The sequence below is a fragment of the Empedobacter sp. UBA7248 genome, assembly GCF_002472945.1.
Classification (GTDB): Bacteria; Bacteroidota; Bacteroidia; order Flavobacteriales; family Weeksellaceae; genus Empedobacter; species Empedobacter falsenii_C.
The window spans coordinates 245,677-257,995 of sequence record NZ_DKSU01000008.1 but is presented as its reverse complement, the minus strand read 5'-3'; the positions used below and the strand labels follow the sequence as shown (position 1 = coordinate 257,995).

The window sequence follows — 12,319 nt, the reverse complement described above, 5'->3', positions numbered from 1 at the left end:
GTTAATTTTAGTATGTTTTATCATTATTGATTTTTAGAGTTTGGCACACAAATTGAAATTATACAAATAAGTTTAACAAAATTGTAAATATTTTAAAACATTATAAAAATGAAAAAAGTATTATTAACAGCTGCTTTAGCAGTAGCAGGTATGGTAGGAGTTTCAGCACAAACGTCAGGAGTAGAAGGTACAGTACACGTGGGTATTCCAGTAGGTAATGCATCAGATGTTTCTTCTTTTAACCTTGGAGTAGACTTAGCTTACTTACATCCTATTGCAAATAATTTCAAATTAGGAGCGAAAGTCGGGTATGACCATTTTATTGCTAAAAGTGATTTTAAAGATTTAGGAGGAGAAGATTTTGGGTTTATTCCATTAGCAGCAACTGCAAAATACGAATTCAGTAACAATTTATTTATTGGTGGAGATTTAGGTTACGCAATTGCTACGAAAAGTGGTATGGATGGAGGTTTATTCTGGCAACCAAAATTTGGTTATTCAGGAGCTAACTTTGATGTATATGCTGGATATAAAGGAATTGCTACAAGTAATAACTATGGATTTGATAAAAAGTTTAATGCAGATGCAGTTTCTTTAGGATTTGCTTATAAATTCTAATAACAAGAACAACTTATAATTGATACAAGCTACATCGAAAGATGTAGCTTTTTCATTTTAATTCAATTCTTTAAATGTTAAATATTTGAATTAAAAACCATTGTTAATCATTGTTTTAAGATTGTTAAAGTATGGTTTTAACATTATTTGGCACAGCACTTGAAATTATGAATGCATCATAATTAGAACTATAAAATTTAAAAAGATGAAAAAATTATTTTTTATTGCTGCTGCAATGTTAGGAGTTGTTAGTTTGAGCGCACAAGAAAAAACAACATCTGCACAATTTGGTATTAAATCAAGTGCAAATATGTCTTCATTTAACGGGAAAGACGTGAACAATAATGATTATAAGGTTGGTTTTGGAGCTGGTTTGTATGGACATTTTCCAATTACAGAACAGTTTGCAGTTCAGCCAGAGGTTAATTTTACACGAATGGGGGGACGAGAAAAAACTGACGTAACAGAAGTTGGAAACACGACGGTCAAAAATTACAATAAAACGACTTTAGATTATATTCAAGTTCCAGTAATGCTTCAATTTTATCCTGCTGGAAGTCGTTTTAATATAGAGGCTGGACCTCAATTTGGATACAATGTATATGCGAGTAATAAAACGCAAGTTAGTACTTATGTAAACAACACGGTGTACAATACGGAAGAAAAAACTGACATTAAAGATAATGTAAAAGATTTTGATTTCGGTGTTAACTTTGGTTTGGGATATAATGTAACAGATAATATCAATGTTGGAGCGAGATACTATATGGGATTAACTAAAATAGGAGATAATAAAAACAACAACAATGTAGAAGTTGGTGATGTGAAAAATCATTCGTTTTCTGTAGGAGTTGGATATTCGTTCTAATCGAGAATATTTAAGTATAAATAAAAAGGATTCTGAGTTTATCAGAATCCTTTTTTATGTTTTTATAAAATTTAGCATTAATCTTTCAACGCAATTTTTTTGATCGATTGTGTCAAAATTATTTTATTAATAATGAATAAAATGATTACGATTATTAATCCAAAACCGATCACTTCCCAAACGTGAGAACTTTCTGTTGCCATAAATTTTCCGACTTTTTCTTTGATGATATCTAAAACAAAATAAACTAACGGAATAGAAATAATATAACTGAATAACATAAATATAATCGAAAATTTCAGATACGGACGAGCCAATTGATTGATGTTGTAACCAATCAAAAATAAATCTTTCGTTTTGTGTTTATTCTTTTCAATCATCAATTGAAAGTTAATAATCATCAACCAAATCGCTGCAAAAACAATGATTAAACCAATAAATAAAACCAACGAAAAAGCTAATTTCAGATAATACGTCAATTCATTATTTTTCAATTCATCTTTGTTGATATCATAATTTTGTTGCTCAAAATAAGTCGAAGCATTTTCATCTCCTTGAGATTTTGTTTCTACAACAATTCGTGAAGGTTCTGTATTTTTTTGAGGTGCGTACGTTTGATTTGCCCACTCCAAAAAGTTTTCAGGAACCAAAATTGTATTAATTTTTGTAGTAAAATCGACAATTCTTGCTTGATATACTTTCTGATTTTCTCCTTTTCCTAAAACCAATTGAAAAGGAATTTTAGTAAATAATCCTTCCGAAACTTGTGGTAAACCTTGACTTGTTGCAAAACCGAAATTGTATAAATTCAAATAACTTTTTGGAATAATAATCGGAATAAAATCTTGGCCTTCTTGCCATTTCCAATCTGATTCTTTTACATCAATAAAATCTTCTGGAACAGATTCGAAAAATAAATCAGTCGAAAAACCACGAATTCCAGCAACGCCACCAACTTGCAATTTTACAGGAAATTGACTGCTTTTGAATGTTCCGACTTTTGCTACAAAATTTTGCGATTTCAAATCGTTAATTTCATTTTCACTAAAACTTGGTTTTTCTCCAGTCAACGTTTGTAAAGACGATATTTTTTTGTTTAAGACCACATAATTTGCTTTCCAAACTGAACTATCTTCTCCAAAATTTTTAGCATAATCCAAATAAATTGTTCCAGCCAAAATCAAGATGAAAAATCCAATGATTGAGAAAAAACAAAAGGTTGTAATTCGCAAGAAACTTAGGTTTTTACGAACTAATTTTTCGATTAAAGTTTTAGAGTTGAATGACATTTGCAAGGCGTTTATCGTGAATTTCGTGTAAGCTTGTAAAGATGATTCCAGCGTTATTTTTTGTAGCTTCTTCGGTAACCAAATCAATCAGAAGTTGTTGATTTACTTCATCTAAATGACTAAAAGGTTCGTCTAAAAGCAAAAAATCAAATGGTTGACAAAGTGCACGAATCACAGCAATTCGTTGACGTTGACCATAAGAAAGATGAATCGCTTTTTGATGTAAATGACTTTTTAAACCAACTTTTTCGATCCATTCAATAATTTGATTTTCGGATTGATGTTGCGTTAATACATTTTTTAATTGAATATTTTCCATCAAAGTTAATTCTTCAAACAAATGTAAACCTTGAAAAACATACGCAATTTTTTCACGTCTAATTTTTGTCCAATCATTCAAAGAATAATTCTTAATATTTTGTCCATCAAACAAAACTTCTCCGTCATAATCTTTTCTATCACCATACAAAATATTAATCAACGTCGATTTTCCAACACCAGAATGTGCAACGATTTGATAAATATTTCCGCTCGAAAAAGTGTATGTATTTTTCCAAATTTCAGATTGTTCGAACCCAAATTCTTTCAAAGGATGCGGAACAAGTTGACTGATTTTAATTTCCATTTTGTTGTGCAGCTTGATTGAAAAATAGTGAATAAGCTTGGTCTAAAAGTAAGAAAATCACTTCCAAACTATTTTTATCCGTTTTTTTCATATGTATTTTTCCTGTTTTTGTGTATTCATTCGAAACGCGGTAATCGATGTGATCAAAATAAGATAAAACCGTTTGCATTTCTTTCGTATTTCCGAACGGAATTTGTTGATAAATATAATTTTGAACTTCTTTTGGGTATTGATCAAAATTTAAATTCACGTAACCAAACATCGGATTTGAAGCTTTTGTAGCATATTCTGATGTAACAAAATTTGAAGAACTTACCATGTTGTTTAAATATTGATTCATGATCGATTGATTATTTGTGATGTACATCAAATTGTTTTTGTACGTCATATAAATCTTCATATTTGTCGAAAGTGGCAGCATGTAATAAGATCCAATTTTCTGAATATTTTCTTGATGGGCTTTAATAAATTCGTTGAAGAAAAGATCATTTTTCATTTTTCCACCCAAAACAAATTGCGGATAAACAACCTGCTTAATAAAAGCTTCTTTCTTACCAAAAAAATCATTTGGATTGAATGCTTTTCCGATTTCAAAATCATAAATGCTAAACAATGCTTCGCCTTCAAAACTTTGTTCTAATTTGTTCAAATCGATTTCGTATTGCTCTAAAAAAGTAGTCAAGAAATTTTGATTTTCGAACACATATCGCGTGTTGGCAGGATAAATACCAAGTCCAATATTCATGTAACTTTGTGCAGGAAAATATTTAAAAAAATCAGTATTGATTTTTGATTTCCACATCGGATGTTTTTGCAATTCAACTTTTGTAATCGCATCTGGATGAAATTTCTGTGTAAAACTAATTCCGTCCGAAGTAAATGAAATAAAATTAACCCAAGAACTTTTTGTAAAATCAAGATTTTTCTTTTCAGAACTTTCGTGTTTTGAGAAGTTTTTCAAAAAGTTTCCAGTGTACCAAATGTTGATATCCTGCGAGTTTTTAACAAAATCTCCAAAACTATTATTTTCCTTCGCAAGTGAATGTTTATCGTTGATAATTTTCGTAAAATAATCTTGAATCGCTTTTTCTCCAACTCCAAATTCAGAAACAATCAATAAAAATTGAGATTTATTCCAAGCCATAAACGGTTTATTGAATCCAGAAATCGTCGTAAAACCATCTTTCTTTTCAAACGAAATATCTTTTTTGTATAAACCTTTGTAAATGGTTGATAAATGTTTTTCAAACTGATCTTTGTCGCGCATATTTGTAATCAACGCAACCATATTTTTTCCATTAATTTTTTGTCCAAAAAGGTAAATAGGACTGATGATATCTACTCCCGAAGAGGTTGGATTGTTTTTGATATCATTTAATAATTGATCAAAAGTCGGATCTTGATTTTTAAGTTCGCTTTCGGCTAATTGATAAATTTTGTATTGTTCTAATTTCTGAAAATTACCTTTTTCTGCAATTGATTTTGGATTTATCAACGCAACAAAATCTGCATCTGTTGGAATCAAAACCGTATAATCTTCGTTTTTGGAACAACTTGCAAAAAGCAAAATAATGAATAGAATCGAGTAATATTTGAAGCCTTTTTTCATCGAAAAAATATCTTTAAAAATTGTTGTTAATTATTTGGTTAATGCTGAATTAAATCTGAAATCATCTGATTTTTATTCAAGAATTGTTAAATCTATAATATCGGGATAAATTTAAGCAATTATTAATATGATTTTCGTTTCTATAACAATAAAAATATGTAAAAATTTCTTATATTCGCACTCCTTGATTTAGAAGAAATAAGAAAGAATTCGATGGCAAAAAAGTTTAGAGAATATAAGCACTTAGACTTGGTACAAGTCTCAAAAGAAACGTTAGAAGATTGGAAACAAAATAATGTTTTCGAGAAAAGTATTTCTACGCGTGATGGAAATCCATCTTTTGTGTTCTATGAAGGTCCTCCTTCTGCAAACGGAAAGCCAGGGATTCACCACGTTTTAGCACGTTCTATCAAAGATATATTTTGTCGTTATCAAACGTTGAAAGGAAAACAAGTTTTCCGTAAAGCGGGTTGGGATACGCACGGTTTACCAGTAGAGTTGGGAACTGAGAAAGAATTAGGAATTACCAAAGAAGATATTGGAACTAAAATTTCAATTGAAGAATATAACGAAGCGTGTAAACGTACAGTAATGCGTTACACAGATTTGTGGAATGATTTGACTGAAAAAATGGGTTATTGGGTGGATATGGAAGATCCATATATCACGTATAAACCAAAATATATGGAGTCTGTTTGGTGGTTATTGAAACAAATCTATAACAAAGATTTGTTGTACAAAGGTTATACAATTCAACCATATTCTCCGAAAGCTGGTACAGGTTTATCTTCACACGAGTTAAATCAACCAGGAACTTATCAAGATGTTACGGATACAACGATTGTTGCTCAATTTAAAGTAAAGAAAGATTCTACGACTCTATTCAATAATTTTGATGGAGATGTGTATTTCTTAGCTTGGACAACAACACCTTGGACGTTGCCATCAAATACAGCGTTAACAGTTGGTCCAACTATCGATTATGTTGTAGTTGAAACATTCAATCAATATACATTCGAGCCAATTCGCGTAATTTTAGGAAAACCATTGGTTTCTAAGCAATTCGGAAAACCATATTTCTTAGCAGAAACAGAAGAAGATTTCAAAGTTTATGCGGCAGGAAATAAGACAATTCCTTACAAAATTGTTGGAGAATACAAAGGTGCTGATTTAGTTGGAACGCGTTATGAGCAATTATTACCTTGGGCGTTGCCTTACGAAAATGTAGAGAATGCATTCCAAGTAATTTCTGGAGATTTCGTAACAACAGAAGATGGTACAGGTATCGTACACACTGCGCCTACTTTTGGTGCGGATGATGCGCGTGTTGCAAAAGATGCGGGTGTTCCTCCAATGTTGGTATTAGATACACATGGAAATCCTGTTCCTTTGGTAGATTTACAAGGTCGTTTTGTGGCTGATTTACCTGAAGGTTACGGAGGTAAATATGTGAAAAATGAATACTACGATGATGGAACTGCTCCTGAAAAATCGGTTGATGTAGAAATCGCGATTTTATTGAAAGAGCAAAACAAAGCCTTCAAAGTAGAGAAATATAAACACAGCTATCCACATTGTTGGAGAACAGACAAACCGATTTTATATTATCCATTGGATTCTTGGTTTATCAAGGTGACGGATGTAAAAGATCGTATGGTTGAATTGAATAAAGAAATCAATTGGAAACCTAAAGCGACTGGTGAAGGACGTTTCGGAAACTGGTTAGAAAATGCGAATGATTGGAATTTATCTCGTTCTCGTTATTGGGGAATTCCATTGCCAATTTGGAGAACAGAAGAAGGGGACGAAGTGACTGTAATTGGTTCTGTAGAAGAATTAGTTGCTGAAATTGAAAAATCAATTGCGGCAGGCGTAATGACTTCTAATCCTTTCCAAAATTTCGAAGTTGGAAATATGACAGAAGAAAACTATGATTTGATCGACTTACACAAAAATGTAGTAGATGAAATTACATTAGTTTCTGCATCTGGAAAACCGATGAAACGCGAAGCTGATTTGATTGACGTTTGGTTTGATTCTGGAGCAATGCCTTATGCGCAAGTTCACTATCCATTCGAAAATAAAGAATTGATTGATAACGGAACAATGTATCCAGCTGATTTTATTGCAGAAGGTGTCGATCAAACACGTGGTTGGTTCTATACATTGCATGCAATCGGAACATTAGTTTTTGATTCGAAAGCGTACAAAAATGTAATGTCAAACGGATTGGTTTTAGACAAAAACGGACAAAAAATGTCTAAACGTCTAGGAAACGCAGTCGATCCATTTGATACATTGGCAACTTATGGTCCTGATGCAACGCGTTGGTACATGATTGCGAATGCGCAACCTTGGGAAAACTTGAAATTTGATATTGCTGGAGTTGACGAAGTTCGTCGTAAATTCTTCGGAACATTATACAATACCTATTCATTCTTCGCTTTATATGCGAATGTAGACGGATTTACATTTGAGGAAGAAGAAATTCCTGTAAATGAAAGAGCTGAATTGGATCAATGGATTATTTCTGAATTGAATACATTAACGAAAAAAGTTGATGCATTTTTAACTGATTATGAACCAACAAAAGCAGCTCGTGCAATTCAAGAATTTGTGATTGATAATTTATCAAACTGGCACGTTCGTTTATCAAGAAGACGTTTCTGGAGAGGTGATTATTCGAAAGATAAAATTGCAGCTTACCAAACATTGTACAGAGTTTTAGAAACTGTTTCAATTTTAGGTTCGCCAATCGCACCATTCTTCATGGATCGTTTATACAAAGATTTGAACGCAGCTACAGGTAAAAATGCAGCAGAATCTGTGCATTTAGCAGATTTCCCAGTTGCAGACGAATCATTGATTAAAGCCGAATTAGAAGAGCAAACACATTTAGCACAAACGGCAACAAGTATGATTTTATCACTTCGTAAATTGAGTGATAATAAAGTGCGTCAACCATTACAAAAAGTAATGATTCCTGTATTGAATGATACGATGAAAGCTAATTTGGAAGCTGTATCAGAACTATTGAAACAAGAAGTTAACGTTAAAGAAATTCAACTTTTAACAAACGAAGAAGCATCAAATCTTTTAGTGAAATCTATCAAACCTAATTTCAAGACTTTAGGTCCGAAATATGGAAAAGAAATGAAAGCTATTTCGGCTGCTACAGCAGAATTGACGAATGAAGAAATTGTTAAATTAGAGCAATCAGGTAAAATAGATTTGTTAATTGACAACAAAACATTAACTTTAGATTTAGAAGATTTTGAAATCGCTACAAAAGACATCCCAGGATGGACTGTAGCGTCTAATTCTACATTGACAGTAGCACTTGATTTACAATTAACTGAAGAGTTAATTAATGAAGGTGTTGCACGTGAATTGGTAAATAGAATTCAAAATCTACGTAAAGAAACCGGACTAGAAGTAACCGACAAAATTATACTTAACTTAAAAAATGATGAATCAATCGTAAATGCAGTCGAGCAAAACAAAGATTACATTTGTTCTGAGACATTAGCCGAAGATCTTGTTTTACAAGACCAAGTTGCAAATGGGTCAGAGGTTGAAATTAATGGATTGATGACGCAAATTGCGATTACTAAATTGTAAGCGTATGGCAACAACAGATGAAAAAGTAAGGTACTCTGATGCAGAGTTGGAAGAGTTTAGAGCAATAATTCAAGAGAAATTAGATCAAGCGATAAAAGATTACGAATTATTGAAAGAAGCTTACACAAACGATAGTAACAATGGTACTGACGATACGTCTCCAACGTTCAAAGCGTTTGAGGAAGGTTCTGAAACCATGTCGAAAGAACAAAATGCACAATTAGCAGCACGCCAAGATAAATTTATCCGTGACCTGAAAAATGCATTGTTACGTATTTCGAACAAAACATACGGTATTTGCCGTGTAACAGGAAAATTAATTAACAAAGATCGTTTGAAATTAGTTCCGCATGCTACATTAAGCATCGAAGCTAAAAATATGCAACGTTAATCAAGTATTTTGAAAAAAGTAGTACTCATTACCATTTTGGTTTTAATCATAGACCAAATCTCAAAATTTTACGTAAAAACACACTTTTTTTTAGGTGAAGACGTAGATGTTTTGGGTTGGTTTAAAATAGCATTTGTAGAAAACCCTGGAATGGCATATGGAATGCATTTCGGAGGAGAAACAGGTAAAATCGTTTTATCACTTCTACGAATTGCTCTAATCGGAATGATTATCTACTATATTAATGCATGGTCGAAAAAACTAAATAATAATTTCTTTATCATTCCGATTGCGCTTGTTTTGGCAGGCGCAATAGGGAATGTATTAGACGGAATTTTTTATGGAGTTATTTTCGATAAAGGAACTACTTACAATGAAATGTTTCAGGATTGGGTAGGGTATCAAGGTGTCGCACAAGCAAACTTTGCTGGTTATTCTGGTTGGTTTACGGGCTGTGTCGTAGATATGCTTTATTTCCCAATTGTGGAGTTTGATTGGCCTTCTTGGATTCCAATTATAGGTGGACAACATTATAAGTTCTTTCAGCCTGTATTTAATATCGCAGATTCGGCTATTTTTATTGGAGGACTTACTTTGTTCCTTTTCCGTAAAAAAGCCTTTACAACCGAAAATGGCGTAAGATTAAGATTTTAAAAAGATAATCCCTCAGTTCAAACACTGAGGGATTTTTTATTATATTTATTTGAACAAGAATTGATTTTTATGAATAGTTGGTTTAATCTTTTAACTGAAAGTTGTGACAAGAATGATTTGTCTAAATATGTCACGATTTATCATATCAAAAGTTGTTCTTATGATAAGAGCTTTATAGGTAAAAGTATTTCTTTAGATGATATAATTTCAATCATTAATAAAGATTCTATTAATATTCAAAATGATATTTTGGAAATATTTGTAGCAATAAAGGAAGATGATATAAGTGATTTAATCGTAATATATAATCCTTTCGAATTATTTGAGAATTCCTATGTTTATAAAGTAATTTCTAATATTAATGAAGAACTGAAGAATCAGTTTATCATCAATTCTGAACAGATTAAATAATAAAAACTAAACTTTCCTTCATCAAAATATTTTTTAGATGATTATAATATTTTACATCGAAGGAGACGGAGCGTACGTATAATCATCATCTTTTTTGTAAATCAACTTCGAATTTAGATCTTGTAATTCTGTAATTTTTCCATTCTTCTTGATGATTTTTAATTTTGAAACTTCATTCGTTTTCCGATTTTTCAGTTCAAGAATATTCTTTACTATTTTAACATCATAATTATCAGCTTGCATTAATATAGATCTAGCGATAATATCTCCATTTTCATCAGGTACGATTTTCGATTTATACTCTGTTTCTTCAGGGTAACTATTTGTTCTTATAAAAGCAGAATAATCATTGACTTGTAAAATTATTTCATAAGGAGATTCGGCTGGTAATAATGTGTCTTTTTCTAGTTTCCAAATAAAGTATTCGTTGTTAAAAGTTGGTTGATATAATTTAGCTTTCGGAGGTTCTGGAAGAGATGGAACTTTCTTTATTTTAGGAGGTGCTAAAGTTGTTTTCTTTTTATTTTGCCCAAAGGAAATATTAGAAATAACAATGAATATTAGAAATAATAATTTGGTAGTTTTCATAAGAGTTGATTTATATGAAATTACAAAAAAACTATTAATAATAATAAAAAACTCCTTTCAATTTCTTGAAAGGAGTTCTTTGTTATGGTCTCTACTGAGTTTGAACTACTACTTCTATGTTTTAAATTATTTGCATAATTTTTTTAATCGAATTTATTCTAAAATCCTAATTTTTTAAATGTTTAAATGAAGTAAAATAAATTACGTTATATTATATTAGCTAATGAATTTTAGATGATTACGTTTTTTTTTGTGATCAAATCAGATGATTTTCTATAAACTTTTTTATTCAATTAGTTTAAGCAGAATTAATCATTAAATACATATAAAAATTCATATAAAATGATTTTATGATGAAATTATTATTTTTATTATCGGTATTTACACCGACTTTTCTTTTAGCTCAACTTCCGGATATGATTAGTAAGCCTAAGATTATTGTGAATAAAAAAATTGAAGCTAACAAGGCACAGGTCTTTTTAATTTATATTAATGATTATTCAACTTCTTCATGCGTGCTTTCTGAAGAAGAAGAACTTCGTCGAAATTTTGATTCATCTGATTTTACAATTTTCAATATTTGTGAGAACAGTGATTTAGAATTTCCTAACGAAACAATTAAGTTGAGATCTCAAAAACAAGGAATTATTTTTTGGAGCGGAAATGTAAATGAAAAGCCGATTGTAAAAGAAGGAAACCTTCAAAATGCGACTGAATTTGTATCAAAACAATTAGGAGTGCAAAAAGAATCTACTTATGTTTCAAATACAAAAAAATGGAAAGCAGAAATAGATGAGCTTACCAAAACAAATATCCCTACAAAAGTTTCTAAAGAAGTAAATGGGGCTATCATAAATACTTTGGTCTATGATAATCTTAGAGCTGATAAAACAATTTCTTTAAATAGGATATTTTCAGAAGCAGATTTTTTTAAATTGAAAACTATAGAAATGAATTTTTTAGATAATGAAAATCAAAAAATAAATTTAAATAAAATTACTTTTGACGAAAAAGGATTTCCTACAATGATTAAAAAACGTAATTCGGATGATCTCATTATTTTAACATTCGATAATCAATTACTAAAATCTACTTTAGAGAATGAGCAGTTGACGATCTATACCCACAAAGAAAATCAAGTAATGGGATTAATTCAACAAAAAGATTTCAAAAAACTATTAGTTTACCATCTAGAAAATAAAAATTTGTTAGAAGACGTTTATTGGATTAATACTGATCTTGATAAAGAAAAAAATAATTATTATGATCAAAAAAAGATGGTAAATAATTGTATTGTTAGTTATAGCAAAGATTATACAAGTAGTGAATGTGAAAGTACTCCAGGTATATTTCCTTATAAGATTAATAAGGAAATGCAGTCAAGTAATAGTATATTGAAATTAAATATAAAAATTGAAGATATTGGTAATGGAGTATTAGAGGTATTTAAATCAATTGCTAATGAAGATTTCGAAAAAGTAGGGGAAATTCAATTAAATGAGAGAAAATTAATAAAAAGTTACACAGTTTTTTCCAATGGAAAATCAGTAAAGGTAGATTATAATTACACTTATTATAAATAAAAGTAAAAAACTCCTTTCAAGAAATTGAAAGGAGTTTTAAAGTGGTCCCTACTGGATTCGAA

The 12,319-nt window shown here is 30.6% G+C and carries 11 protein-coding genes; 7 read left to right on the top strand and 4 right to left on the bottom strand.

Annotated elements, in window-relative coordinates; translation table 11 throughout:
- Nucleotides 1–108 precede the first annotated feature (108 nt).
- Nucleotides 109–618, top strand: coding sequence for a hypothetical protein (locus B4A23_RS08230; protein WP_280035980.1), 510 nt, complete (start codon nucleotides 109–111; stop codon nucleotides 616–618).
- A 205-nt stretch (nucleotides 619–823) separates the two neighbouring features.
- Nucleotides 824–1,486: a porin family protein gene (locus B4A23_RS08225; RefSeq protein ID WP_052217543.1), complete on the top strand. Its 663-nt coding sequence runs from the start codon at nucleotides 824–826 to the stop codon at nucleotides 1,484–1,486.
- A 77-nt stretch (nucleotides 1,487–1,563) separates the two neighbouring features.
- Here B4A23_RS08225 and B4A23_RS08220 read toward each other — a convergent pair whose 3' ends face one another.
- Genes B4A23_RS08220 through B4A23_RS08210 form a run of 3 tightly spaced genes read right to left on the bottom strand, consistent with a single transcriptional unit; the run spans nucleotide 1,564 to nucleotide 5,009 of the window.
- Nucleotides 1,564–2,775 carry an ABC transporter permease gene (locus tag B4A23_RS08220; protein ID WP_291118824.1) on the bottom strand — a complete coding sequence of 404 codons (1,212 nt, stop codon included), beginning with the start codon at nucleotides 2,773–2,775 and terminating at the stop codon, nucleotides 1,564–1,566.
- Nucleotides 2,759–3,400 (bottom strand): ATP-binding cassette domain-containing protein, encoded by a 642-nt coding sequence (locus B4A23_RS08215; protein ID WP_115001533.1) that lies wholly within the window; start codon nucleotides 3,398–3,400, stop codon nucleotides 2,759–2,761. The genes B4A23_RS08220 and B4A23_RS08215 overlap by 17 nt, the downstream gene beginning before the upstream one ends.
- Nucleotides 3,390–5,009 carry a DUF4836 family protein gene (locus B4A23_RS08210; protein WP_291118821.1) on the bottom strand — a complete coding sequence of 540 codons (1,620 nt, stop codon included), beginning with the start codon at nucleotides 5,007–5,009 and terminating at the stop codon, nucleotides 3,390–3,392. The genes B4A23_RS08215 and B4A23_RS08210 overlap by 11 nt, the downstream gene beginning before the upstream one ends.
- 213 nt (nucleotides 5,010–5,222) lie before the next feature.
- Between B4A23_RS08210 and ileS the strand changes: the two genes are divergently transcribed.
- The 4 genes from ileS to B4A23_RS08190 all read left to right on the top strand — a co-directional run bounded on the left by ileS (nucleotide 5,223) and on the right by B4A23_RS08190 (nucleotide 10,086).
- Complete coding sequence (gene ileS / locus B4A23_RS08205) at nucleotides 5,223–8,630, top strand: isoleucine--tRNA ligase (RefSeq protein WP_291118818.1); 3,408 nt, start codon at nucleotides 5,223–5,225, stop codon at nucleotides 8,628–8,630.
- Between the two features lie 4 nt (nucleotides 8,631–8,634).
- Complete coding sequence (locus B4A23_RS08200; RefSeq protein WP_115001530.1) at nucleotides 8,635–9,021, top strand: TraR/DksA family transcriptional regulator; 387 nt, start codon at nucleotides 8,635–8,637, stop codon at nucleotides 9,019–9,021.
- 9 nt (nucleotides 9,022–9,030) lie between these two features.
- A complete protein-coding gene (locus B4A23_RS08195; RefSeq protein ID WP_038331916.1) occupies nucleotides 9,031–9,675 on the top strand; it encodes a lipoprotein signal peptidase in 645 nt (214 codons plus the stop codon).
- A gap of 69 nt (nucleotides 9,676–9,744) precedes the next feature.
- The gene (locus tag B4A23_RS08190) at nucleotides 9,745–10,086 is read left to right on the top strand and encodes a hypothetical protein (protein ID WP_291118813.1); all 342 of its coding nucleotides are present in this window, start codon (nucleotides 9,745–9,747) and stop codon (nucleotides 10,084–10,086) included.
- Between the two features lie 51 nt (nucleotides 10,087–10,137).
- Here B4A23_RS08190 and B4A23_RS08185 read toward each other — a convergent pair whose 3' ends face one another.
- Nucleotides 10,138–10,674 carry a hypothetical protein gene (locus B4A23_RS08185; protein ID WP_291118810.1) on the bottom strand — a complete coding sequence of 179 codons (537 nt, stop codon included), beginning with the start codon at nucleotides 10,672–10,674 and terminating at the stop codon, nucleotides 10,138–10,140.
- Nucleotides 10,675–11,024: 350 nt separating this feature from the next.
- On the opposite strand from B4A23_RS08185, the gene B4A23_RS08180 reads away from it, so the two are divergent.
- Complete coding sequence (locus tag B4A23_RS08180) at nucleotides 11,025–12,257, top strand: hypothetical protein (RefSeq protein ID WP_291118808.1); 1,233 nt, start codon at nucleotides 11,025–11,027, stop codon at nucleotides 12,255–12,257.
- The last annotated feature ends 62 nt before the right edge of the window (nucleotides 12,258–12,319 follow it).